Source organism: Streptomyces sp. NPDC001194, from assembly GCF_042896985.1.
Lineage (GTDB): Bacteria > Actinomycetota > Actinomycetes > Streptomycetales > Streptomycetaceae > Streptomyces.
This window is the reverse complement of the sequence record NZ_JBIAXU010000031.1, coordinates 1-24,585: the sequence shown is the minus strand read 5'-3', so window position 1 is coordinate 24,585 and position 24,585 is coordinate 1. Positions and strand designations below refer to the sequence as shown.

19 protein-coding genes and 1 pseudogene are annotated in these 24,585 nt (G+C 73.3%); 10 read left to right on the top strand and 10 right to left on the bottom strand.

Annotation, left to right across the window (positions count from 1 at the left end; all coding sequences use genetic code 11):
* Positions 1–58: 58 nt before the first annotated feature.
* Positions 59–2,305, bottom strand: a complete 2,247-nt coding sequence (locus ACFY1T_RS34690; protein WP_390791733.1) for an ATP-dependent RecD-like DNA helicase — start codon at positions 2,303–2,305, stop codon at positions 59–61.
* Between the two features lie 287 nt (positions 2,306–2,592).
* Between ACFY1T_RS34690 and ACFY1T_RS34685 the strand changes: the two genes are divergently transcribed.
* Positions 2,593–3,114, top strand: a complete 522-nt coding sequence (locus tag ACFY1T_RS34685) for a DUF937 domain-containing protein (RefSeq protein ID WP_390791732.1) — start codon at positions 2,593–2,595, stop codon at positions 3,112–3,114.
* Positions 3,115–3,166: 52 nt separating this feature from the next.
* A pseudogene (locus tag ACFY1T_RS34680) lies at positions 3,167–3,664 on the top strand (GNAT family N-acetyltransferase); the annotation flags it as partial.
* Here the strand turns inward: ACFY1T_RS34680 and ACFY1T_RS34675 are convergent.
* Positions 3,615–4,565: an EamA family transporter gene (locus ACFY1T_RS34675; protein ID WP_390791731.1), complete on the bottom strand. Its 951-nt coding sequence runs from the start codon at positions 4,563–4,565 to the stop codon at positions 3,615–3,617. The pseudogene ACFY1T_RS34680 and the gene ACFY1T_RS34675 overlap by 50 nt on opposite strands.
* Before the next feature lie 111 nt (positions 4,566–4,676).
* On the opposite strand from ACFY1T_RS34675, the gene ACFY1T_RS34670 reads away from it, so the two are divergent.
* Both ACFY1T_RS34670 and ACFY1T_RS34665 read left to right on the top strand, forming a co-directional pair.
* A complete protein-coding gene (locus tag ACFY1T_RS34670) occupies positions 4,677–5,633 on the top strand; it encodes a LysR substrate-binding domain-containing protein (RefSeq protein WP_390791730.1) in 957 nt (318 codons plus the stop codon).
* Between the two features lie 9 nt (positions 5,634–5,642).
* Positions 5,643–7,610: a glycoside hydrolase family 3 protein gene (locus tag ACFY1T_RS34665; RefSeq protein WP_390791729.1), complete on the top strand. Its 1,968-nt coding sequence runs from the start codon at positions 5,643–5,645 to the stop codon at positions 7,608–7,610.
* Positions 7,611–7,643: 33 nt separating this feature from the next.
* On the opposite strand, the gene ACFY1T_RS34660 is transcribed toward ACFY1T_RS34665, so the two are convergent.
* The 4 genes from ACFY1T_RS34660 to ACFY1T_RS34645 all read right to left on the bottom strand — a co-directional run bounded on the left by ACFY1T_RS34660 (position 7,644) and on the right by ACFY1T_RS34645 (position 14,475).
* Positions 7,644–9,077 carry a S28 family serine protease gene (locus ACFY1T_RS34660; RefSeq protein WP_390791728.1) on the bottom strand — a complete coding sequence of 478 codons (1,434 nt, stop codon included), beginning with the start codon at positions 9,075–9,077 and terminating at the stop codon, positions 7,644–7,646.
* Between the two features lie 85 nt (positions 9,078–9,162).
* Entirely contained in the window at positions 9,163–9,510 is a 348-nt protein-coding gene (locus ACFY1T_RS34655; protein ID WP_390791727.1) for a hypothetical protein, read from the bottom strand.
* A 172-nt stretch (positions 9,511–9,682) separates the two neighbouring features.
* Positions 9,683–13,561, bottom strand: a complete 3,879-nt coding sequence (locus ACFY1T_RS34650) for an ABC transporter ATP-binding protein (protein WP_390791726.1) — start codon at positions 13,559–13,561, stop codon at positions 9,683–9,685.
* A gap of 149 nt (positions 13,562–13,710) precedes the next feature.
* Complete coding sequence (locus ACFY1T_RS34645) at positions 13,711–14,475, bottom strand: GntR family transcriptional regulator (protein WP_390791725.1); 765 nt, start codon at positions 14,473–14,475, stop codon at positions 13,711–13,713.
* A 160-nt stretch (positions 14,476–14,635) separates the two neighbouring features.
* Between ACFY1T_RS34645 and ACFY1T_RS34640 the strand changes: the two genes are divergently transcribed.
* A complete protein-coding gene (locus tag ACFY1T_RS34640) occupies positions 14,636–15,061 on the top strand; it encodes an ATP-binding protein (RefSeq protein WP_390791724.1) in 426 nt (141 codons plus the stop codon).
* A gap of 27 nt (positions 15,062–15,088) precedes the next feature.
* On the opposite strand, the gene ACFY1T_RS34635 is transcribed toward ACFY1T_RS34640, so the two are convergent.
* Both ACFY1T_RS34635 and speB read right to left on the bottom strand, forming a co-directional pair.
* Positions 15,089–16,774 carry a thiamine pyrophosphate-binding protein gene (locus tag ACFY1T_RS34635; RefSeq protein ID WP_390791723.1) on the bottom strand — a complete coding sequence of 562 codons (1,686 nt, stop codon included), beginning with the start codon at positions 16,772–16,774 and terminating at the stop codon, positions 15,089–15,091.
* 25 nt (positions 16,775–16,799) lie between these two features.
* A complete protein-coding gene (gene speB / locus ACFY1T_RS34630; protein WP_030868531.1) occupies positions 16,800–17,765 on the bottom strand; it encodes an agmatinase in 966 nt (321 codons plus the stop codon).
* 124 nt (positions 17,766–17,889) lie between these two features.
* On the opposite strand from speB, the gene ACFY1T_RS34625 reads away from it, so the two are divergent.
* The 4 genes from ACFY1T_RS34625 (at position 17,890) to tesB (ending at position 22,051) form a co-directional block, all read left to right on the top strand.
* Positions 17,890–19,338, top strand: coding sequence for a helix-turn-helix domain-containing protein (locus tag ACFY1T_RS34625; RefSeq protein ID WP_390791722.1), 1,449 nt, complete (start codon positions 17,890–17,892; stop codon positions 19,336–19,338).
* Positions 19,339–19,503: 165 nt separating this feature from the next.
* Positions 19,504–19,827: a hypothetical protein gene (locus ACFY1T_RS34620; protein ID WP_390791721.1), complete on the top strand. Its 324-nt coding sequence runs from the start codon at positions 19,504–19,506 to the stop codon at positions 19,825–19,827.
* A gap of 169 nt (positions 19,828–19,996) precedes the next feature.
* On the top strand, positions 19,997–21,154 hold the full coding sequence (locus ACFY1T_RS34615; RefSeq protein WP_030868521.1) for an acyl-CoA dehydrogenase family protein: 1,158 nt from the start codon (positions 19,997–19,999) through the stop codon (positions 21,152–21,154).
* An 18-nt stretch (positions 21,155–21,172) separates the two neighbouring features.
* Positions 21,173–22,051 carry an acyl-CoA thioesterase II gene (gene tesB, locus ACFY1T_RS34610; protein ID WP_390791720.1) on the top strand — a complete coding sequence of 293 codons (879 nt, stop codon included), beginning with the start codon at positions 21,173–21,175 and terminating at the stop codon, positions 22,049–22,051.
* Positions 22,052–22,065: 14 nt separating this feature from the next.
* On the opposite strand, the gene ACFY1T_RS34605 is transcribed toward tesB, so the two are convergent.
* Positions 22,066–22,932 carry a DUF4253 domain-containing protein gene (locus ACFY1T_RS34605; RefSeq protein ID WP_390791719.1) on the bottom strand — a complete coding sequence of 289 codons (867 nt, stop codon included), beginning with the start codon at positions 22,930–22,932 and terminating at the stop codon, positions 22,066–22,068.
* 83 nt (positions 22,933–23,015) lie between these two features.
* Positions 23,016–23,477, bottom strand: a complete 462-nt coding sequence (locus tag ACFY1T_RS34600) for a MarR family winged helix-turn-helix transcriptional regulator (protein ID WP_030868513.1) — start codon at positions 23,475–23,477, stop codon at positions 23,016–23,018.
* A gap of 78 nt (positions 23,478–23,555) precedes the next feature.
* Here ACFY1T_RS34600 and ACFY1T_RS34595 point away from each other — a divergent pair, with 78 nt between their 5' ends.
* Positions 23,556–24,416 carry an SDR family NAD(P)-dependent oxidoreductase gene (locus ACFY1T_RS34595; protein WP_390791718.1) on the top strand — a complete coding sequence of 287 codons (861 nt, stop codon included), beginning with the start codon at positions 23,556–23,558 and terminating at the stop codon, positions 24,414–24,416.
* Positions 24,417–24,585 lie beyond the last annotated feature (169 nt).

The following is a 24,585-nucleotide window of genomic DNA, read 5'->3' as shown; positions in this document are numbered from 1 at the left end:
TCAACCTGCTCATCCTGCCCCCTCCGCACCGGTGCGGGAACCCAAAATGATCGATCATTTAGGTGATGTTTCCCACCGGTATCCGGCCGGACAGCCTGGGCGCGACCGCCGTGAACCTCCTACCTGCGGAAACGGTACGCACGGCCTGGCCGAGGGCCTTCCGGGAGCCGACCAGCACGACCAGCTTCTTCGCCCTGGTCACCGCCGTATAGAGCAAGTTGCGCTGGAGCATCATCCAAGCCCCGGTGGTGACAGGGATCACCACGGCCGGATATTCACTCCCCTGGGAGCGGTGGATGGTGACGGCGTACGCGTGCGCCAGCTCGTCCAGCTCGGCGAACTCGTAGCCGACCTCCTCGTCCTCCTCCGTGCGGACCGTCAGCCGCTGCTCGTCCACGTCGAGGGCGGTGACCACGCCGACCGTGCCGTTGAAGACTCCGTTGGCGCCCTTCTCGTAGTTGTTCCGGATCTGGGTGACCTTGTCGCCGACACGGAAGACCCGGCCGCCGAACCGCTTCTCCGGCAGGTCCGGCCGGGCCGGCGTGATGGCCTGCTGGAGCAGTCCGTTGAGGTTCCCGGCGCCGGCCGGGCCGCGGTGCATGGGCGCGAGCACCTGGATGTCGCGGCGCGGGTCGAGTCCGAACCTGGCCGGAATCCGCCGGGCCGCCACGTCCACGGCGAGCCGCCCGGCCTCCTCAGTGTCCTCCTCCGGGAACAGGAAGAAGTCCGGCAGCCCGTCGGTGATCGGCGGCACCCCGGTGTTGATCCGGTGGGCGTTGGTGACCACGCCCGACTGCTGGGCCTGCCGGAAGATGCGGGTCAGCCGGACCGCGGGGACGGGGCCGCCCTCGGCCAGCAGGTCCCGCAGCACCTCGCCCGCGCCGACCGAGGGCAGCTGGTCCACGTCCCCGACGAGCAGCAGGTGCGCACCCGGTGCCACCGCCTTGACCAGCTTGTTCGCCAGCAGCAGGTCCAGCATCGAAGCCTCGTCGACGACGACCAGGTCCGCGTCCAGCGGGCGCTCGCGGTCGTACGCCGCGTCCCCGCCCGGCTTGAGCTCCAGCAGCCGGTGCACGGTGGAGGCCTCCGCCCCGGTGAGCTCCGCGAGCCGTTTCGCGGCCCGGCCGGTGGGCGCGGCGAGCACGACCCTGGCCTTCTTGGCCCGGGCCAGCTCCACGATCGAGCGGACGGTGAAGGACTTCCCGCAGCCCGGCCCGCCGGTCAGGACGGCCACCCGGCGGGTCAGCGCCAGCATGACGGCGTCCCGCTGCTCGGGGGCCAGCTTGGCCCCGGTGCGTCCGGCCAGCCAGCCGAACGCCTTGTCCCAGTCCACGTCCTGGAAGCCCGGCATCCGGTCGCCCTCGGCGTTCAGGAGCCGCCTCACCTGACCGACCAGTGACAACTCGGCCCGGTGGAAGGGGACCAGGTACACGGCGGTCAGCGGGTCCGGCCCGCCCTGCGGATCCGGTACGGATTCCCGTACGACGCCCTCCGGATCGGCGGCGAGCTCGGCCAGGCATTCGATGACCAGCCCGGTGTCCACCTGGAGCAGCTTGACCCCGTCGGCGATGAGCCGCTCCTCGGGCAGGAAGCAGTGCCCCTGGTCGGTGGACTGGGACAGGGCGTACTGGAGCCCGGCCTTGACCCGCTCGGGGCTGTCGTGCGGGATCCCGACGGCCTGGGCGATCCGGTCGGCGGTCAGGAAGCCGATGCCCCACACGTCGGCGGCGAGGCGGTACGGCTGGTTCTTGACCACCGAGATGGAGGCGTCGGCGTACTTCTTGTAGATCCGGACCGCGATGGAGGTGGAGACTCCGACACCCTGGAGGAAGACCATGACCTCCTTGATCGCCTTCTGCTCCTCCCAGGCGGCGCCGATCAGCTTGGTCCGCTTGGGGCCGAGCCCGGGCACCTCGATCAGCCGCTTGGGCGCCTCCTCGATCACGTCGAGGGTGTCGGTGCCGAAGTGCTCCACGATCCGGTCGGCGATCTTCGGCCCGATGCCCTTGATCAGGCCGGAGCCGAGGTAGCGGCGGATGCCCTGGATGGTCGCGGGGAGCACCGTGCGGTAGTTCTCCACCGTGAACTGCTTGCCGTACTGGGGGTGGGATCCCCAGCGGCCCTCCATGCGCAGCGATTCGCCGGGCTGGGCTCCGAGCAGGGAGCCGACCACCGTGAGCAGGTCCCCGCTGCCGCGACCGGTGTCGACGCGGGCGACCGTGTACCCGCTCTCCTCGTTGGCGTAGGTGATGCGCTCGAGCACCCCCTCGACCACGGCGAGTTGCACCGCCCCGTTGGTTGTCATGGCACGAAGCTACCGCCCGGCGCCGACAGCCCGTCAGGCCTGTGGACAACCCCCGGGAACCCAGAAGGGGGTCCGGCCTCGCGGCCGGACCCCCTCACGGTTACCCCTCCCGTGTCGGACTTCCCGATCCCCCCAGATCCCTCCCCGGAAGTGCCGACGCACCATACGACCCACTGTCCCGCCCCGGGGTTGCACGCGGAATCGGAACTTTACGTTTCCATTACCTTGGTGGGATCCGGGGCCCATCCGAAGTGCCGGTGAATCACCGCAGAAGTAGCGTTTCAGGCATGAGCGAATCTTCATTCCAGGACGACGTGCTCGGCGAGCTGGGCCCGGACCGGCTGAACGAGATCGCCGGCCTGCTCGGCACCGACGAGGCGGGGGCCCGCGACACCGTCGCGACCACGGTCGGCGCCATGACCGGCGGCCTCCAGGAGAAGGCCGACGCCGACGACGAGGACGGCGACGAGGTCCGCCAGGCGGTCGCCGAGGTGGCCGAACCCCCGCTGCAGGGCGTGGCCACCCTCGGCGGCGGGCTGCTCGGCGGGGGCCTGATGGCCGGGGTGCTCGCCAAGGTGAGCAAGCCGGTCGCCGCGGCGGTCGCCAAGAAGACCGGCATCCCCGCGGCCACCGTTTCCCGCGTCATCGAGATGCTGATCCCGGTCCTCCTGGCGGTCTTCGCCAAGCGCGCGGCGGCCGGCAAGGGAGCGGCCGCCGGAGCCCCGGGCGCGGCGCCCGGCGCCGCGTCGGCGGAGGGCGGCGGACTCGGCGACCTGCTCGGCCAGATCCTGGGCGGCGGCAGGAAGTAGCCCGCTACCCTGGGGCGCCATGGAGCCCCCTGCCGACAACTCCCCCGCAGCGGTACGGCTGCGGGACCCCGAGCCCGGGGAGCTGGGCTGGATCGTGCAGCGCCACGGCGCGCTCTACGCCGCCGAGTACGGCTGGAACACCGACTTCGAGGGCCTGGTGGCCCGGATCGTCGCGGACTTCGCCGAGGACCACGACCCGCATCTGGAGCGCGTCTGGATCGCCGAACTGGACGGCCGCCCGGTCGGGTCGGTGATGTGCGTCCGCGAGGACGGCTCGCCCGGCACGGCGCGGCTGCGGCTGCTGCTCGTGGAGCCGCGGGGCCGGGGCCACGGCGTCGGCTCCCTCCTGGTCGAAGCGGTCGTCGCGTTCGCCCGCTCGGTCGGCTACCGCGAGCTGGTGCTGTGGACCAACGACGTGCTGACCTCGGCCCGTTCCCTCTACGAGCGCGCCGGGTTCACCCTCGTGGCCGAGCGCCCGCACCGCTCGTACGGCGTCAGCCTCACGGGGCAGGACTGGCGGCTGCCGTTGCAGGAGGACTCCCCGCACTGACGGCCGCCGCACCGCCCTCCGCCGCCGCCTTCGTACGGGCGCCCGCGCGGGCGGGGGCCAGCGAGGTCATGCCCACCCCGCCGACCAGCAGCAGCGCCGCCACCCACCGCAGCCCCGAGACGCTCTCGCCCAGGACCAGCGCCGCCGAGGACATCCCGAACACCGGCACCAGCAGCGAGAACGGCGCGACCGACGAGGCCGGGTAGCGCTTGAGCAGGTGGTTCCAGGCGCCGAACCCGAACACCGTGGACACCCAGGCGACGTACGCGATGACCGCGGCCCCGGACCAGTCCAGCCCGCGCAGCGCGGCCAGGTCGCGCTCGGGCCCCTCCAGCAGCAGCGAGAGGGCGAACAGCGGCAGCACCGGGACGGTGCACACCCAGACCATGAAGTTCAGCGCGTCGGGCGGGGACGCCTTGCGGGTCAGCACGTTGGAGACGCCCCAGCACGCGGCGGCCGCGACGACCAGGGTGAAGCCGAGCACGGGCCCGGAGGTCCCCCCGTCCACGGCGGCGACGGCGATCCCGGCGAGGGCCACGGCCATGCCGGCGATCCGGACCCGCCCGGGCCGCTCGCGCAGGACGAGGGAGGCGAGGACCGCGGTGAAGACGGACTGCACCTGGAGCACGAGCGAGGAGAGTCCGGCGGGCATCCCGGCGGCCATGCCGGTGAACAGCAGGCCGAACTTGGCGATGCCCAGGGCCGCCCCGACCGCGATGATCCACTTCCAGGCGGTCTTGGGCCGGCCGACGAAGAACACGGCGGGCAGCGCGGCGACGAGGAAGCGCAGGGCGGACAGGAGCAGCGGCGGGAAGTGGCCGAGGCCGATCTCGATGACGACGAAGTTGAAGCCCCAGACGGCGGCGACGAGTACGGCGAGTGCGGTGTGAACGGGACGCATGCTTCGAGCATCGGCGCGGTGACCATGTAGCACCAGCGCGGATCTCTTCCGGGATGGATGAAGCATCTCTTACGCGTGCCCCGCGGCCCGGCGGTGCCTACGATGGGCCGCATGCTCGACCTCTCCCGGCTGCGCGCCCTGCACGCCGTCTCCGTCCACGGCTCGGTCGCGGGCGCGGCGGCCGCCCTCGGCTACACCCCCTCCGCCGTGTCCCAGCAGATCGCCAAGCTGGAGCGGGAGACCCGGACCACGCTGCTGGAACGGCGCGGGCGCGGGGTCGCGCTCACCGAGGAGGCCCGGCATCTCGCCGAGACCGCGCAGGAGTTGCTGTCCATCGTGGAGCGCGCCGAGACCACCCTGGAGGAGCGCCGCGGGCAGCCGAGCGGGCTGCTGCGGGTGGCCGCCTTCGCCTCGGCGGCGCGCGGGCTCATGCCCGGGGTGCTCGCCGATCTCGCGCGCCGCCATCCCGCGCTGGACGTACGCCTCACCGAGGTCGACCCCCACCTGTCGGTGGACCTGGTGGCCCGCGGGGTCACCGACCTGGCGGTGGCCCACGACTGGGACATCGCCCCGCTGCCGGCCCCGGAGGGCATCGAGCAGGCGGTCATCGGGGACGACCGCTGCGACCTGGTGGTACCGCAGGACCACCCGTTCACGCGGCGCGCGGTCATCCGCCGGGCGGATCTCGGCGGCGAGCGCTGGGTCTGCCAGCCGCCCGGCCGGGTCTGCCACGACTGGCTGATGCGGACGCTGCGCGCCGCCGGGTTCGAGCCCGACATCGCGCACGTGGCCGAGGAGAACCACACCATCGTCGCGCTGGTCGCGGCCGGGCTCGGGGTGGCGGTCGTACCCCGGCTGGGCACGGGGGCGCTGCCGCCGGGGGCGGTGGCCGTGCCGCTGGAACCGGGCCCCGTACGCAGGCTGTACGCCGTGTGGCGGACGGGGGCGGCCCGCCGGCCGGCGATCACCGAGGCCGTACGGACCCTGCAGGAGCACTGGGCGTACGCGGCACCCCTTCCGGGGGACCTCCCGAGTGTCCGCCCCGGCGCGGGCGCGGTGCGGCAGTAGGGTCCGGCCGTGTCGTACCAAGCGTCCCGCAGGTCCTTGCTCACCGCGGCCGCCCTGGCCGCCGTCACGGCCGCCGGGGTGGCCTCGTACGCCGCGGTCGGCGGGCCGGACGGCGAGGGCGGCGGGCCGCGTCCCGCCGGGCCGCACCCCGACGACGCCCGGCCCGGCGACCGGCCGCCGGGCGGGGCCCCCGACCGGGCCGGGCTTCGCCGGCTGGTGGCCGGGATGAGCCTGGCCGAGAAGGTCGGGCAGCTCTTCGTATCGCGCGCGTACGGGCACTCGGCGACCGATCCGGACCCGGCGGACGCCGAGCAGAACCTGAAGCTGTTCGGGGTGCGCACGGCCGCGGAGCTCGTCTCCCGCTACCACCTCGGCGGGATCATCTACTTCGCCTGGGCCAACAACACCCGTGGCCCGCAGCAGATCGCGGAGCTGTCCGCCGCCCTCCAGCGGGCGGCGGCCGGAACCGGTTCCGGCGTCCCGCTGCTGCTCTCCACGGACCAGGAGCACGGCGCCGTGGCGCGCATCGGCAAGCCCGCGACGCTGCTGCCGGGGGCGATGGCCCTGGGGGCGCGCCACGGGGTGGGCGGGGCAGGCGGTACGGGCGGGGCAGGCGGTACGGGCACGGCCGCGGGTGGCGCCGGTGCCGGATCCGACACCGGCTCCGGCTCCGGCTCCGGCTCCGACACCGACTCCGCGGCCACCGCCGAGGCCCGGCGCGCCGCGCGCATCGCGGGTGCCGAGCTGGCCGCGATGGGCATCCGGCAGGACTACGCGCCGGTGGCCGACGTGAACGTCAACCCGGCCAATCCGGTGATCGGCGTACGGTCCTTCGGCTCCGACCCGCAGGCGGTGGCGGCCCTGGTCGCCGCCCAGGTCCGCGGCTACCAGGGCGCCGGGGTCGCGGCCACCGCGAAGCACTTCCCGGGCCACGGGGACACCGAGACCGACAGTCACGTCGGGCTGCCGGTGATGCGGCACAGCCGGGCCCAGTGGGAGGAGCTGGACGAGCCGCCGTTCCGGGCGGCGGTGGAGGCCGGCGTGGACGCCGTGATGACGGCGCACATCGTCTTCCCCGCGCTCGACCCCTCGGGGGACCCGGCGACGCTCTCCCGGCCGATCGTGACGGGCATCCTGCGCGAACGCCTCGGCTTCCGGGGGGTGGTGGTCACCGACGCCCTCGACATGGCCGGGGTGCGCCAGAAGTACGGGGACGACCGGGTCCCGGTACTGGCCCTCAAAGCGGGCTGCGACCAGCTGCTGAACCCGCCGGACCTGGGCCTCGCGCACCGCAGCGTGCTCGCGGCCGTCGAGGCGGGCGAGCTGACGCAGGCCCGGATCGAGGAGTCGGTGCTGCGGATCCTGGAACTGAAGGCCCGCCGGGGCCTGTTCGACGCGGCGCACACCGCCGCCGGGCAGACGGACGCGCTGGTGGGGATCCCGGCTCATCTGACGGCCGCGGACGAGATCGCGGCGGGTACGACGACCCTGCTGGCCAATCCCGTCGAACTGCTGCCGCTGGACCCGGCGGCCGCGCCCCGGGTGCTGGTCACCGGGACCGACCCCGCCTCCCCCAGCGGTACGACAGGACCCCCCACGACGGTACTGGCCCGGGAGCTGACCGCCCTGGGCTGCCGGGCGACGGCCGCGCCGCCCGCCCGGGCGGTGGCCGCGGCTCCCGGCAACGCGGCGGTGCTGGTCTGCACGTACAACGTCCCCGAGGGGGACGATCCGCAGCGCACGCTCGTCACGGAGCTGCTGGCCACCGGGGTGCCGGTGGTCCTGGTGGCGATCCGCAATCCGTACGACTGCGCCCGGCTGCCCGCGTGCGCGGCGGAGCTGGCGACCTACACCTGGACGGACGTGGAGATGCGGGCGGCGGCCCGGGTGGTCACCGGGGCGGTGCGGCCCGCGGGCCGGCTCCCGGTCCCGGTGCCGGGCCGCTACCCGCTGGGCCACGGGCTCTCGTACGACTGAGCGCGTACGAGGGCCCGCGGCCCCGCGGCGGGGCTACGGCCGAAGCTGCGGCTCGCGCTCCAGGTCCTTCTGGTCGAGCACCGCGTCGGGCTTCGCCAGCGGCGTCGCCCGGCCCGCGTCGGCGAGCGCGGCGGTCGGCGCGACCCCGGCCCACTGCAGGATCTTCTGCGTGGCCAGTGCCTTCTCGCCGTCCATGAGCTTGGAGACGCTGGCCCCGTGGTTGGCGCCCGGCGCGATCATGACGTAGCTGTCGCGGACGGTGTAGCCGAGGTGGAACGGTTCGGCACCCCACGGGTCGTTCTGCCCGTACACGAACAGCATCTGGTTGGCGTTGTTCTTCACCCAGTTGTCGACGTCCGCCATGACCCCCGGCTGGAAGGTCATCGGGATGTCGCGGGGCACGAAGTTGCGCGGCGGCTGGTAGCCGTAGCGGCTCAGGCCCCCCAGGTGCGGCTGCTTGATGTCGGGCGAACCGAGCTGCGTACCCGCCTGGTAGTAGTACGGCGTGTACGTCTCCAGGCCCTGGTCGGCGTAGGCCGAGAAGCCGGAGATCGTGTCGATCGAGTCCCAGATCTCCTGGTCGCTCGCGGTCGCGGCGGCCGGGATCGAGGCGCAGTCGGCCAGCAGGCTGTACTGCCAGAACGCCCACACGTAGTCGAGCACGACGGCCTCGTAGGCCTTGTCGAGGCTGCCGACCGTGTTGAAGGTCCAGCCGTTCTCGGCGGCGGCGGCCGTGTACTTGGCCTCCAGCGGCTCACGGCGTACGAGCGCCTCGCGCTGCACCGCGTTCAGCTTGTCGCGGCACTCCTTGGTGCCGACCTTGGCGAAGAACCGGTCGTACGCCGAGTCCTCCTTGTTGACGACGTCGTTCGGCGCGACGTACGCGACGACGCCGTCCATGTCGCGCGGGTAGTAGCGCTCGTAGTACGTCGCCGTCATACCGCCCTTGCTGCCGCCCGTGGCCAGCCAGTTCTTCGTGTAGACCTTCTTCAGGGCGGTGTAGATGCGGTGCTGGTCGCTGGCGGCCTGCCAGATGTCCAGGTTCGCCCAGTTGGCCGGGTCGGGCCGGGAGGGCGTGAAGAACCGGTACTCCAGCGACACCTGGTTGCCGTCGACGATGGTCGTCGGCTCGCTGCGGCGCGGGCTGGTGTTGACGTTGTAGCCGGAGGTGAAGAAGACCGTGGGCCGGGAGACGTCCTTGTGCAGCAGGGTGAGGCGCTGCTTGAAGGTGCCCTTCGACGGGTTCCGGTGGTCGACCGGCTGCTCGTAGTTGAGTACGAAGAAGCGGTACCCGGGGTACTCCTTCTCCTCGATCAGACTCATCCCCGCGATGCCGAGGATCTGGTCCTTGATGTCCGTCGCGGCGGACGGCCCTGCGGCGGTGGCCGCCTGGGCCGTGAAGCCGGCTGTTCCCATGGTGCCGATCAGCACCACGAGTGACAGCAGCCAGCCGAGCGTCTTGCGCATTCACCCTCCCCTTGAGTTCACTTCGGTCGCCCGTGAACCTAGCGGGGCCAACGCGCCGCTGACCAGACCTAGTTGGGCCGCTCGTTCAGCACAGGATCCAGCCGGAATCGACAGATCCGGCCTCGATGCTCCCCTTTACATACACGCAGCGGCTGATCGCACCGACGGTGACAGGTCCGGCATAACGGGTGAATTGCCCGGCATCGCGGACCGGGACCCCACCGCGCGGCTGGATGCTCACCGCCATCGCCCGGCGCCGGCCCGGATCGCTGGCGACGGTCACCGCACAGGCCCGCGTACGGCTCTTGTAGACGCGCACCTCACCCGCCTGCAGCGGCAGCGTCCTGACCAGGTCACCGCCGCAGCCGCCGGTCGCGGCGTGCACCGGAGGCGCCGCGAGCAGCCCGCCCGCGCACAGCATCAGCCCGGCCACCAGCACCCGCGCCGACGCGGCCCCCCGGCCGCGCCCTTTCCGTCCGTGCTCCACCCTGTCCCCCGATCGGTCGTACGTGACACGTACGCACGTACGACGCGCAGACCCCCCGGAAGGTTGCTTGCAGCAAGATCCGGGGGGTCTGCGGGATGGTGCGGGGCGGCGGCGCGGGTCAGGCGGCGGCGCGTTCGTCCTCGCCCACGAAGGTGCGCCACAGCTCGGCGTAGTGACCGCCGCGGGCCACGAGTTCGGCGTGGGTGCCGTCCTCCACGACCCGGCCGCGGTCCATGACCACGACGCGGTCTGCGCGTGCGGCCGTGGTCAGCCGGTGCGCCACCACGAGGGTGGTGCGCTTGCCGGCGAGCCGGTCGGTGGCCTGGTTGACCTGGGCCTCGGTGGCCAGGTCGAGCGCGGCGGTGGCCTCGTCGAGCAGCAGCACGTCCGGGTCGACGAGTTCGGCGCGGGCCAGCGCGATCAGCTGGCGCTGTCCGGCCGAGAGGTTGCGGCCGCGCTCGGCGACGGTGTGCAGGTAGCCGCCGTCGAGGGTGGCGATCATGTCGTGGGCGCCGACCGCGCGGGCGGCCGCCTCCACCTCGGCGTCACCCGCCTCGGGCCGCCCGTAGGCGATGGCGTCGCGGACCGTCCCCGGGAAGAGGTACGGCTCCTGGGGGACCACCCCGAGCCGGTGGCGGTACGCCGTCAGGTCGAGCTCCCGCAGATCGGCGCCGTCGGCGGTGACCCGGCCCGAGGTCGGGTCGTAGAACCGGGCCACGAGCTTGACCAGCGTGGACTTGCCGGCGCCGGTCTCGCCGACGAAGGCGACGGTCTGGCCGGCGGGTATGCGCAGGCTGATTCCGGCCAGCGCGTCACCCTTCTCGCCGCGCTCCTCGGCCGTGCCGTAAGCGAACCGCACGTCCTCGAACGCGATCTCGCCGCGCAGCTCCTCCACCGCGCGCGGATCGGCCGGGCGGGGGGTGCTGGTGGGCTCGCGCAGCAGCCCCTGGATCCGGCCGAGCGAGACGGTGGCCTGCTGGTAGCCGTCGAAGACCTGGGAGAGCTGCTGGACGGGGGCGAAGAACAGGTCGATGTAGAGCAGGTACGCCACCAGCGCGCCGGTGGTGAGGGTGCCGGCCTCGACCCGGCCCGCGCCGACGATCAGCACGGCGGCCGCGGCCCCGGAGGACAGCAGCTGCACGAAGGGGAAGTAGACGGATATCAGCCACTGGCCGCGCACCCGGGCCTCGCGGTACGAGTCGCTGCGCTCGGCGAACCGGGCGGCGCCGGCCCGCTGGCGGCGGAAGGCCTGGACGATGCGCAGCCCCGAGACGGACTCCTGGAGGTCGGCGTTGACCAGGCTGACCCGGTCGCGGGCGAGCTCGTACGCGGCGACCGACTTGCGGCGGAACACGATCGTGCCGACGACCAGCACGGGGAGGGTGGCGAAGACGATCAGCGCGAGCTCGACGTCGAGGACGAGCAGGGCGACCAGGATGCCGAAGAACGTGAAGACGGAGACGACGGCGGTGACGAGCCCGGTCTGGAGGAAGCTGGACAGGGCGTCCACGTCGGTGGTCATCCGGGTCATGATCTTGCCGGTCAGCTCGCGCTCGTAGTAGTCGAGGCCGAGGCGCTGGAGCTGGGCGAAGATCTTGACGCGCAGGGCGTACAGGACGCGCTCGCCGGTGCGCCCGGTCATCCGGGTCTCGGCGAACTGGGCGGCCCACTGCGCCACGACGACGCCGAGCGCGAGGACGGCGGCCACCCAGACGGCGCCGAGGGCGGCCTGTTCGACGCCCTTGTCGATGCCGTGCCGGATCAGGATCGGGAGCAGCAGCCCGGAGCCGGCGTCGACGGCGACGAGGGCGAGGCTGATGGCGAGCGGCGCCCAGAAGCCGTGGAGCAGGCGTCGCAGGTTGTAGCTCTCCTCGGCGGCCGCGGCCCGGTCCTCGTCCACGGCGGGCTCGTCGTCGGCGGGCGGCAGTGCGGCCACCTGCGCGAGCAGCTCGGGCGTGGCCGGCATGCCGGCCACGGCGCCGGCCATGGTGGCGCCGGGGACACCGGTTCCGGGCGCGCCGGTCGCCGCCGCGGTCCGGCCGGCGGCCTCCGCCTCCGCTTCCTCTTCCTCCTCTTGCTCCTCCTGGCGGCGCCAGAGCTCGGGGGTCACCCCGTCCACGACCCGCCGCTTGGCGTTGACCGGCTCGGAGTCGATCTCGGCTTCGAGCTCGATGTCCCGTTCGAGCCTTCCGTCGATGTCCCGCTCGAACTCGGCCATCGCGGGCGCGTCGGGCGTGCGCGGCGAGCCGGCGCCGAGCGCGTCCGGGTCGGTGAGCAGCCGCCGGTACAGGGGCGAGCGGCGCTCCAGTTCCTCGTGCGTGCCGATGTCGGAGAGCCGCCCGCGGTCGAGTACGGCGATCCGGTCGGCCAGCGCGAGCGTGGAGCGCCGGTGGGCGATGAGGAGGGTGGTGCGGCCGGCCATGACGGTGCGCAGCGCCTCGTGGATCTCGTGCTCGACGCGGGCGTCGACGGCGGAGGTGGCGTCGTCGAGGAGGAGCAGCCGGGGGTCGGTGAGGATGGCCCGGGCGAGCGCGATGCGCTGGCGCTGGCCGCCGGAGAGGGTGAGCCCCTGCTCGCCGACCTTGGTCTCGTACCCGGCGGGCAGGGCCTTGATGAACGATTCGGCCTGGGCGGCGCGGGCGGCGGCCTCGATCTGCGCGTCGGTGGCCTCGGGCTGCCCGTACGCGATGTTGGCGCGGATCGTGTCGGAGAAGAGGAACGAGTCCTCCGGCACGAGCCCGATGGCGGCGCGCAGCGAGTCGTACGTCAGCTCGCGCACGTCGTGCCCGCCGACGCGGACGGTGCCGCGGTCGGCGTCGTAGAAGCGGGGCAGGAGGAGGGAGACGGTGGACTTGCCGGAGCCGGAGGCGCCGACGACCGCGACGGTCTCGCCTTCGGCGATGGACAGCGAGAACCCGTCGAGTACGGGCCGCTCGGGGTCGTACCCGAAGCCGACCGCGTCGAACTCGACGGTGGCGGGGGCGTCGGCGGGCAGCTCCCGGGTGCCCTCTTCGATGGCGGGCTCGGTGTCGATGAGCTCGAAGACGCGCTCGACGCCGGCGCGGGCCTGCTGGCCGACGGTGAGGACCATGGCGAGCATGCGGACGGGGCCGACGAGCTGGGCGAGGTAGGTGGAGAAGGCGACGAACGTGCCGAGGGTGATGTGCCCCTGGGTGGCCATCCAGCCGCCGAGGGCCAGCATGGCGACCTGCCCGAGGGCGGGTACGGCCTGCAGGGCGGGGGTGTAGCGGGAGTTGAGCCGGATGGTCCGCATCCGGCCGGCGAACAGCCGGCGCCCGGCGTCGCGCAGCTTGCCGGTCTCCTGCTCCTCCTGGCCGAAGCCCTTGACGACGCGGACGCCGGTCACGGCCCCGTCGACGACGGTGGCGACGGCGGCGGCCTGGCCCTGGGCCCACCAGGTGGCGGGGAAGAGCTTCTTGCGGCTGCGCTTGGCGATGAACCAGAGGGCCGGGGCCATGAGCAGCGCGACGAGGGTCAGCTGCGGGGACAGCGCCAGCATGATGCCGAGGGATATCCCGAAGAGGAGGAAGTTCCCGATGGTCATGGGCAGCATGAAGAGCAGCCCTTGGATCAGCTGGAGGTCGCTGGTGGCGCGCCCGACGACCTGGCCGGTGGACAGCTCGTCCTGACGGCGCCCGTCGAGGCGGGCGATGGTGTCGTACATGTCGGTGCGCAGGTCGTGCTGGACGTCGAGCGCGAGGCGGCCGCCGTAGTACCTGCGTATGTAGGTCAGCACGTACACGAGGACCGCGGCGCCTATGAGGAGCCCGGCCCAGACGCCCATGGGCTTGGTGTGGTCGCCGATGACGTCGTCGATGATGACCTTGGTGACCAGGGGTACGAGCGCCATGACGGCCATGCCGGCCAGTGAGGAGCCGAGGGCGAGCAGCACATTGGTCCGGTACCGCCAGGTGTAGGCGGTCAGCCGCCTCGCCCAGCCTTGTTTCTCGCCCGCTGCCGTCGCTGCCGCCGCCACGTGGTCCTCCCCGTTCGTCCAGTCCTGCCGCTCCCCCAACGCCCCGACCGGCGGATTTCATCCCGCTGCAACAATCGCACCGGCGTACGGACCCCCGCGCGCAGGCTTCACCCCACCGGGTGACGCGGGTGACGCCCCCCGCGCTCCGGCTACCGGGCGTCGAACTCGTACTCCAGTACGTAGGCGGAGGCGTCGAGGGTCATCTCGTTGACCTCGACCGCGCGACCGTCGGCGGTGAAGGCGGTACGGCATACGAGCACCACCGGGGTCCCGGGCACGAGACCGAGCCGGTCGGCTTCCTCCGGAGTGGGCATCCGGGAACGGACCTCCTCGCGGAACCGCACCGGCTTGCGGCCGAGGTCCGCCAGCCGGGCGTAGATGCCACCGGGGCCGGAGTCGGGCTCCGCGATGGCGGTGCCGGCGGTGAGGGCGGCGTCAAGGTACGAGGTCGCGGCCATGACCGGCTTGCCGTCGAGGAGGAACCTCCTCCGGCGAACACGGACGATCTCCCCCACCGAAAGGCACAGGGTTGCGGCCACGCCAGCCGGAGCACGCTCCTCGGACACACCAAGGAACTCCACTTGGGGATCGCGCCCCTGGCCGTCCGCGGCCCAGATCGAGCCGCCAGCTCCCCAGACCTCGACGGAGAGGCGCTGGATCCCCCGGCGGCGCAGGCCGACCTTGAACTCGCGCACGAAGACTCCGGCGCCTTTGCGCGCCTCCACCAGCCTTTCGACCTGGAGGGCGGCGAACGCCTGACGGGCGGTCATCCTGGCGACTCCGTACGTGCCCATCAGTTCGCTCTCGCCGGGCAGCCGGTCCCCTGGACCATACCGACCTGCGGCTATGGCCTCCTTCAGCGCGGTGGCGATGCGCTGGTACTTGGGCTGCCGTTTTTCGGCGCCACTTGGCATACGAACCTCCTGATCACCTCCGGACAGCCTAGGGCGCGGAACAGGTCAAGAAGCGCTTGCGGCTCATCGGCTCCCTGCACCCGGAAGACATATCTAGACATCTCCTTGACCGACCCGCAGGCCGCCGCTTCACTGGAAATCTATCTAGATAGGTGAGGTGATGTACGTGGCCCCCGCCGACGGAGCCTTCTGGCTCCTGCCCCGGACCCCGCGCACCCCCGGCTGGGCGCGCGCCTTCTTCCGGGCGCAGGCCCGCTCCTGGGGCGTCGCCCCGCAGATCGCCGAGGCGGCCGAGCTGGCGCTGTCGGAGCTCGTCACCAACGCCGTACGGCACGCCCGCGCACCCCGCGGCCGCGAGATCGGGGTGAGGGCTCTGTGGGACGGCGCGTGCCTGCGCGTCGAAGTCGCCGACGCCGGCCCCTGGACGGATCTGGAGCCCCGGGCCCACCGGCCGCCGGACGACGAGAACGGTCGAGGACTCGCCGTCGTCGCCGCCGTGGCCGCCCGCTGGGGCGTGGAGCGGCGCGCCCACGACATCGGCAAGACGGTCTGGGCGGATTTTCCCGTGCCCGGCGGCGGCACATGAACCGTGCAGGGCCGGGTCGGGATGGGCCTACAGGTGGGTCGGGGCGAACATCTTCAGGGTGGTCGGGAGGACCAGGACCGTGGGGCCCGGGGTGGTCAGGGCCTTCTTCAGGTCCTCGCGGAGGGTTTCCGGGGACGTCGTCGACGCCGGGACGCCGAAGGACTCGGCCAGGGCCGTGAAGTCCGGGCGGGTGAGTTCGGTGGCCGTCGTGCGGCCCTCGAAGGAGTCCGTCATGTACTCGCGCAGGATGCCGTAGCCGCCGTCGTCCACGATCAGCCAGGTCACGTCGAGGTCGTGCTGCTTCGCGGTCGCCAGGTCCGCGATCGAGTACATCGCGCCGCCGTCGCCCGAGACCGCCAGGACCGGGGTGTCCGGTTCCGCGACGCAGGCGCCGAGGGCCGCCGGGAAGGCGTAGCCGAGGCCGCCGGCGCCCTGCGCCGAGTGCATCGTGTTGGGGTGCTTCGCGTCGAACGCCGACCAGGCCCAGTACGACAGGATCGTCATGTCCCAGAAGGACGGGGAGCGGGCGGGCAGCGCCGCGCGGATCGAGGTGAGGAGCCCGCGCTCCAGCGCCACGTCCTGCGCCGACAGGCGGGTCTCGATCTCCGACAGGAGCAGGCGGACGCGTTCCGGTGCCTGGGGGTCCCGGCGTTCCGGGACCGTCTCCAGGAGGGCCTGGAGGGCCAGGCGGGCGTCCGCGTGGATGCCGAGGGCCGCGTGGTTGGACTCCAGCTTGCCGAGGTCCGCCTCGATCTGGACGACCCGGCCCGTCGGGAAGAACGTGTGGTAGTTCGACGACAGTTCGCCCAGGCCGGAGCCGACCACCAGGAGGACGTCCGCGTCCTCCAGGAAGTCCGTCATGTGGCGGTCCTCCAGCCAGGACTGGAGGGACAGCGGGTGGGTCCACGGGAAGGCGCCCTTGCCTCCGAAGGTGGTGACCACCGGGGCGTTCAGCCGCTCCGCCAGCTGCCGCAGCTTGCCCGCCGCGTCCGAGCGGACCACCCCGCCGCCCGCGATGATCACGGGGCGGGAGGCCCGGCCCAGCCAGTGCGCCGCGAGCGCGGTGAGCTCGGGGCGCGGGGCGAGCTCGTGCGGGGTCGCGTCCACGCCGGTGACCTGGGGGATCACCGTCTGCGTACGCAGCACGTCCTCGGGGATCTCCACCCAGACCGGGCCGTGCGGGGCCGTCAGCGCCGATTCCCAGGCCTGCGCGATCACGGAGGGGATCTGCGAGGGCGTGCGGGCCGTGTGGACGGACTTCACCACGTCGCGGAACGAAGCCGACTGGTCCCGGAGTTCGTGCAGGTGCCCGCGCCGGCCGCCGCCCAGCCCCGCCACCGGGACCTGCGAGGCGATGGCGAGGACGGGGGCCGAGGCGGCGGCCGCCTCCGCCAGGGCCGGCAGGGCCATCAGAGCGCCCGGGCCGGTCGAGAGCAGCAGGGGAACCGCCTCGCCGGTGATGCGGCCGTACGCGTCGGCGGCGAAGCCCGCGTTGTTCTCCGTACGCAGCCCGATCAGGCGCAGGTCGGAGCGGCCGACCGCGTCGAAGAGGCCGAGGGCGTGCTGCCCCGGCAGACCGAAGACGGTGGTCGCGCCGAGGCCGCGCAGCGTTTCCACGACCAGGTCCCCGCCCGTCCGCCCCGGCGGCGGCGCGAGCGCGGCCGCCGTCTGGGCTTCGGTGGGACGGAGTACCAGGTCGTGGTCGTGCGTCACGTGCGCTTACTCGCCCTTCGGGTTCCTACTGCGCCTTCTTCGCGGCAGCGATCTGGCGGCTCATGATCGTCGTCAGCTCGTACGCGGTGTGGGAGGCCGCGACCGAGGTGATCTCGGCGTGATCGTACGCCGGGGCGACCTCGACGACGTCCGCCGAGACCAGGTTGCAGGAGGACAGACCGCGGATGATCTCCAGCAGCTCGCGGGAGGTCATGCCGCCCGCCTCCGGCGTGCCGGTGCCGGGCGCGTGCGCCGGGTCCAGCACGTCGATGTCGATCGAGATGTACAGCGGGCGGTCGCCGATGCGCTGGCGCAGCTGGTCCGCGACCTCGTCGGCGCCGCGCCGGTAGACGTCGGCCGAGGTCACGATGCCGAAGCCCATCTTGGCGTCGTCGTCCAGGTCCTGCTTGCCGTACAGCGGGCCGCGCGTGCCGACGTGCGAGAGCGCCTCGGTGTCGAGGATGCCCTCCTCCACGGCGCGGCGGAACGGGGTGCCGTGGGTGTACTCGGCGCCGAAGTACGTGTCCCAGGTGTCCAGGTGGGCGTCGAAGTGCAGCAGCGCCACCGGGCCGTGCTTCTTCGCGACGGAGCGGAGCAGCGGGAGGGCGATGGTGTGGTCGCCGCCGAGGGTCATCAGGCGGGAGCCGGCGCCGAGGAGCTCGTCCGCGGCCGCCTCGACCGTCTCGACGGCCTCGTTGATGTTGAAGGGGTTCACGGCGATGTCGCCGGCGTCCGCCACCTGGGCGAGCGCGAACGGGGAGGCGTCCTGCGCCGGGTTGTACGGGCGCAGCAGGCGGGAGGCCTCGCGGATGGCGTTGCCGCCGAAGCGGGCGCCGGGGCGGTAGGAGACGCCGGAGTCGAACGGGACGCCGACGACGGCGACGTCGGCCGACCCGACCTCGTCGAGGCGGGGCAGCCGGGCGAAGGTCGCGGGGCCCGCGTAGCGCGGGATGCGGGAGGAGTCGACGGGGCCGCGCGGCTGCGTGCTCATGAGGGGTGCCCTTCCGGAGGTCCTGCGGGGGTGCTGGTGCGGTGCTTCGAGCGTAAGCCGCCACCCGGAGGGCGCGAAGTGTACGTTTCATCCATTAGCCGTCTCTGATATGTACGGAGCATCCATGGAGGCCCCGCCCACCCCACCGGTCCCCCTGGCCGCACTGCTCGCCGACCGGGAGCTGGGGCTGCGCCACCTCGCGGGGCCCGCCGAGGCCGACGTACACGGGGTGCACGCCTCCGAGATGGCCGATCCCTCGCCCTACCTGCTGGGCGGCGAGCTGCTGCTCACCGCCGGCGCGGAGCTGGGGGCCGACCCCGACGGGTACGTGAGCCGGCTCGTCGCCGCGGGTGCCGCCGCACTCGGCTTCGGCGTGGCGCCCGTGCACGAGGAGGTGCCGGCGGCGCTGGCGGCGGCCTGTGCGCGGTACGGGCTGCCGCTGGTGGAGGTCCCGCCGCCGACCCCGTTCACGGCGGTCGCCCGGAGCGTCTGGCGGCTGATGGCGCAGGCCCGCACCCGAGAGCTGCGCCGGGTCGCCGAGGTCCAGCAGTCGCTCGCGGCGGCGGCCGCCCGCCCCGACCCGGTCGGGGCGGTCCTGGCCCGTCTGGCGGCGAGCCTGGGCGGCTGGGCCGCCCTCCTGACCCCCTCCGCCGCCGCGGGGCCGGGAGCCGCGGGGCCGGCCCCCTCGAGCGGCCCGGCCGCGGCTCCCGACACCGCGGGGGCCGGGATCGTACGGGCCGCCGGGGCCGGGGTCGGGGAGGAGGTGCTCGGCGCCGTACGGGTGCTGGCGCGGCGGGTGGCGGGCGGAGCGGCGGCCACCGCCACCGACGCCGCCGGCGGAACGCACCTCGCCGTCTACGCCGTCGGCGGCGGCCGGGTGCTGGCGCTGGCCACCCCGGCCCGGGCTCCCGGCGACCACACCATCGCCTCCATCGCCGCCGTCCTGCTGACCCTGATCACCGCGGAGCGGCCGGCCGGGGCCGAGGCCGCCGCGCTGGCCCGGCTGCTGCTCGGCGGCTCCGCCGCGGGGGCGCTGGGCGGGCCGGGGCCCTGGTACGCCGTCCACGCCCGCGGCGGCGCCGATCCGCAGGCCCTGGCCGCCGCGCTGGGCACCGTACTGCTGGACCCGGAGGGCCCGGCCGTACGGCTCCTCACCGACCGGGAGCCCGCCCCGCAGCCCGGGTGGCGGCTCGGGGTCAGCGCCCCGGCCGGCCCCGACGCCCTGCCCACCGCCGACGCGCAGGCCCGCCGGGCCCTGGACCGCGCCGAGGCGGCCCGCACCCCGCTGGCCCGGCACACCGAGCCCGGCCTCGCGGGGCTCGTGGGCGCGGCCGAAGCCCGCGCCCACGCCGAGGCCCTGCTCGGCCCGCTCTCCCCGGCCCTGCGGGACACCCTGCGCGCGTGGCTGGCCCACCACGGCAGCTGGGACCGCAGCGCCGCCGCCCTCGGCGTGCACCGCAACACCGTCCGCCAGCGCATCGCCCGCGCCGCCGCCCTCCTCGGCCTCGACCTCGACGACCCGGACACCCGGATGGAGCTGTGGTTCGCGCTGACCCGGGCCCCGGAGCCCTGACGGGACCGGCGCCCAGCGCGTGTCCGCGGTGACCCGACCGGCTCGGGGGCGGCTGCGCCGTACGGATGGACTCGGGGCTTCCGGCGGCGGGCTCGCCGTCTCGCGGCGCACGGCGGCCTACGTTCGCACTGCTCCCCCACCCCCACCTCGAAAGGCAGTGCCCTCGTGCGATCGATCCGCCTCGCCCTGACCGCCCTCGCCGCCGGCGGCGTCATCCTGGCCGGCGCCTCCGCCGCCTGCGCCGACGACACCTTCACCGTGTACGCGCCGGTCGACAACACCTACTCGATCGTCTTCGGCGACCTGACCCAGAACGCCGCCGACGACGTGTTCAACGCCGGCCGCGACAACACGGTCGGCTCCCACAACGGCGCTGCGCCGGCCGGCGACATCGGCATGGCCTCCCTGCCCGGCACCCGGATCCTGAGCAACGAGGCCCTGATGCACGGCGCCGCCGGCCAGTGGACCGGCAAGATGCTCGGCAAGTGAGAGTCGGCGCGGGCCGGCGGCTCGCCCCGCCGGCCCGCGCCGGACATCACACCCGGTACCCCTCCGCGACTCTGGACAGCCCACCCGACCCACCGGTAACTTAATAGTCTGAGCAAGCGCTTAGACACGGCGCGACAGCGCGACGGGCGACAGGATCGAGGAGGCGGCTGTGCGCCGTACCGTTTTCAACGAGGACCACGAAGCGTTCCGCGAGACCATCCGCGCCTTCATAGAGGCCGAGGTCGTCCCCGTCTACGACGAGTGGTTCGCGGCCGGGCAGGCTCCGCGCGACTTCTACTACAAGCTCGGCGAGCTGGGCGTCTTCGGCATCAACGTCCCCGAGGAGTTCGGCGGCGCGGGCCTGGACACCCACAAGTTCGAGGCCGTCCTGTACGAGGAGACCTCCCGCGCGGGCGTGAACTTCGGCGGCTCCGGCGTGCACGTGCTGCTCGCGCTCCCCTACATCAAGATGCTGGCCGACGACGAGCAGAAGAAGCGCTTCCTGCCGAAGTTCGTCTCCGGTGAGGAGATGTGGGCCCTCGCGATGACCGAGCCGGGCACCGGCTCCGACGTCGCGGGCATGAAGACCACCGCCAAGCTCTCCGAGGACGGCACGCACTACGTCCTCAACGGCTCCAAGACCTTCATCACCGGCGGCGTGCACGCCGACCGCGTGATCGTCTGCGCCCGCACCTCCGCCCCGAGCGAGGACGACCGCCGCTTCGGCATCTCCCTCTTCGCCGTGGACACCAAGTCCGAGGGCTACTCCATCGGCCGCAAGCTCGACAAGCTGGGCCTCAAGACCTCCGACACCGCCGAGCTGGCGTTCGTCGACGTCAAGGTCCCCGTCGAGGACCTGCTCGGCGAGGAGGGCAAGGGCTTCTACTACCTCGGCCACAACCTGGCCTCCGAGCGCTGGGGCATCGCGTTCGGCGCGTACGCCCAGGCCGCCGCGGCCGTCCGGTTCGCCCAGCAGTACGTCACCGACCGCACCGTCTTCGGCAAGCCGGTCGCGCACTTCCAGAACACCAAGTTCGAGCTGGCCGCCTGCCAGGCCGAGGTGGACGCCGCCCAGGCCGTCGCGGACCGCGCCCTGGAGGCCCTGGACGCCGGCGAGCTGACCCCCGCCGAGGCCGCCTCCGCGAAGCTGTTCTGCACCGAGGTCGCGCACCGCGTGATCGACCGCTGCCTCCAGCTGCACGGCGGCTACGGCTACATGAACGAGTACCCGATCGCGCGCCTGTACGCCGACAACCGCGTCAACCGCATCTACGGCGGCACCAGCGAGATCATGAAGTCCATCATCGCCAAGGCGATGGGGCTGTAAGGCCCTGGCCTTCACTCCATGAACGAGGCACTGACGACGCTCCTCGATCTGCTCGACCTGGAGCAGATCGAGGAGAACATCTTCCGCGGTACCAGCCGTTCGGCGCTGGTACCGCGCGTCTTCGGCGGCCAGGTCGCGGCCCAGGCCCTGGTCGCGGCCGGGCGGACCGTGCCCGAGGAGCGCACCGCGCACTCGCTGCACTCGTACTTCCTGCGTGCCGGGGATCCCGGCGCGCCGATCGTCTACGCGGTGGACCGGATCCGCGACGGGCGCTCCTTCACCACCCGGCGGGTCGTCGCCGTCCAGCACGGCCAGCCGATCTTCCACCTCTCCGCGTCCTTCCAGACGTACGAGGAGGGCCTGGACCACCAGGCCGCGATGCCGGACGCGCCCGATCCGGAGAGCCTGCCGACGGCCGCCGAGGCGCTGCCCGCGTACCGGGAGACCTTCCGCGACCCGGGCACGGTGGAGCGGCTGATCGAGGCGCGCGACGCCGTGGACCTGCGGTACGCGACCGTCCCGCCCTGGGGCAGCGTCGGCAGGCCGGTCGAGCCGCGCTCGCAGGTGTGGTTCCGTACGGCCGGGAAGCTGGAGAGCGACGACGCGCTCCTGCACACCTGCCTGGCCACGTACGTCTCGGACATGACCCTGCTCGACTCGGTGCTGCTCGCGCACGGCCGGGGCGGCTGGGCGGTCGGTGACGTGGTGGGCGCCTCGCTGGACCACGCGATGTGGTTCCACCGGCCGTTCCGCGCCGACGAATGGCTGCTGTACGACCAGGAGTCCCCCTCGGCCGCGGCCGGGCGCGGGCTCGGGCAGGCCCGGATCTGGACCCAGGACGGGCGCCTCGCCGTGACCGTCATCCAGGAGGGCGTCGTACGCGTCCCCCGCGCGTAGCGCCCGCTCCCTCCTCAGTCCCACCAGAACGCCCAGTGCTCCGAGCCGGTCACGGCCTCGTCGGCGTACGCGCGGACGCTGCCCGAGCCCTGCCACACGTTGTCGGGGCAGAAGGCGAAGTGCTCGGCGGCGACCGGCAGCGCCGCGACCGCCGTCGGGAGCGGGGCGGCCACGGACAGGTGGGCCTCGTCGAAGCCGAGCGCTATGAGGCGGGCACCGAACCGCTCCTCCCACGAGCGCATCACGGCGGTGAGCAGAGCCGTGTCGCCCTCGTGGTTCACCGCCCCCCGCCAGCCCATCGCGGTGGGTACGTCGGCTGCCCGGGCGGCGGGGACCAGCGCGAGCCGCGGGCCCGGCAGGACCCCGTCCCGGATCAGGTCGTCGGCGAGGGCGAGGGCGACCGCCTCCGGGTCCTCCCTCGGGCTCCGGTGTTCCGCGAGGCCCGGCCAGTCGCGGCCGAAGGGGGCCGTGAGCCCGGCGCCGTCGGGGCCCTCCCCCTCCTCGGGGTCGGGGACGACGCCGGCCCAGAACTCGCGCAGCACCGGCTCGACGTGGTGGTCGTCGGGGTCGGACATCGAGCCGGGGCACAGCTCGCCGCGGTTCCACCACTCCTCCAGACCGCGCCGCTCCTGGAGCAGCACCGCCTGAAGGCCGGAGCCGGTCCGGTGCAGGCCGGAGCGGCAGGCGGCGAGCACGCCGGCGCCGACGGGCTCGTCGGAGACCCACAGCAGTGGCTCCCGGCGCGCGCCGGACCGCAGCAGGGACCGCCCCCGGGGCCGGTCGACCAGCGTGCCCGGCGGCAACTCCAGCCCCAGGGCGAGGCCTTGCGGGTCGTCTGCCAGGAGGGACAGCGCGTTCTGCTTCTTCGGCGGCTTCGTCACGCCTTCGACGCTACGACCCAGCACTGACAACGCCCTTGCGGAGAGCGGGCGGTGGGGCCGGGCCGGGGCCGGGCCGGGGCCGGCTACGCCTCGGACTTGGCCTTGAGCTTGGCCCAGACCGCCTCCAGCGCGGCTATGTCCGCGTCGTCGAGGCGGTCGTCGAAGACCTCGGCGAGGGCCTCGCGGCGGGTGGCGTCGGCCTCGGCGAAGGCGCGGCGGCCCGCCTCGGTGAGGGTGATGCCCACGGACCGGGCGTCCGTCGGGGACGGGACCCGTTCGACCAGGCCGCGGGCGCGGAGCGAATCGGCGACGCGCGAGACCTGGCTGCGGCTGAGCAGGGTCCTGGTGCCCAGCTCGGAAGGGGCGACCGGCTCCTGCTGGACGCTCAGCCACAGCATGACCTCGAACCACGACAGCGGCAGGTCGTGCCGGCGCGTGAGCGCCTGGTCGACCCGGGCGGTGAGGGTGGTTCCGGCCCAGACCAGACCGTAGAAGGCGTGGTCGCGGGGGGTGAGACCGTCCAGGTTGAGATTCGTGTGCGCCATACGGGAAGGATACCGGGTTGCGTGCACACGCACACATCGTTAATGTGTGTGTGCACGCACAAATCTAGGGAGCCTTCCATGAGCACCAGCACCGCCGCCAAGACCGTCCTGATCACCGGCACCTCCTCCGGTATCGGCCTGGCCGCCGCGGTCGCCTCCGCCCGGGCCGGCTGGCACACCGTCGCCACCATGCGCGACACCACCCGCGCCGACGCCCTGACCAAGGCCGCCGCCGAAGCCGGCGTCGCCGAGCTCGTCCAGGTCAAGCGGCTCGACGTGACCGACGCGCAGTCCGTTGCCGCGTGCGTGGCCGAGGTCGTCGCCGAGCACGGACACCTCGACGCGGTCGTGAACAACGCGGGCGCCGGCTTCGTGGGCACCGTCGAGCAGCACGGCATGGACCGGGTCCGGTCCGTGATGGAGGTCAACTTCTTCGGCGTCGTCGAGCTGACCCGCGCCGCACTCCCGCACCTGCGCGCCTCGGGCGGCCGGGTCATCACCGTGACCAGCGTCGGCGGCGTGGTCGGCCAGCCGTTCAACGAGTCCTACTGCGCGGCCAAGTTCGCCGTCGAGGGCTTCATGGAGTCCCTGGCCCCGGTCGCCGCGACCATGGGCGTCCAGGTGTCCGTCGTCGAGCCGGGCGCCGTCTCCAGCGAGTTCGTGAACAACGTCGGGCTCGACATCCCGGCGCTGCTCGCCCAGGCGGGTCCGTACGCCCCGGCCCTGCAGGGCTACATCAACCACGCCATGCAGTCCTTCGGCAGCGACACCGCCCAGACCCCGGAGCAGGCGGCGGCGCCGGTCGTCGACGCGCTGACCGCCGAGAAGATGCCGTTCCGGATCCAGACCTCCGACTGGGCGCGCACCTTCGTCGGCATGAAGCTCGCCGACCTGGACGGCTCGGCCGTCCAGACCGAGATGACGGGCTGGCTCGCCTAGCCGACGGCACACCTCGCAGGCCGGCGGGGCCGCGGCCGACGCCCCGCCGGAGACCTCCCGGAGCGGACGGACCGCCTAGGTGTGTTGTCCGGGCAGGTTGGTGGCGCGGCTGGCGGGTGTCTGGCCGCTGATGCCGGTGTGGGGACGGTGGTAGTTGTACCAGTGCAGC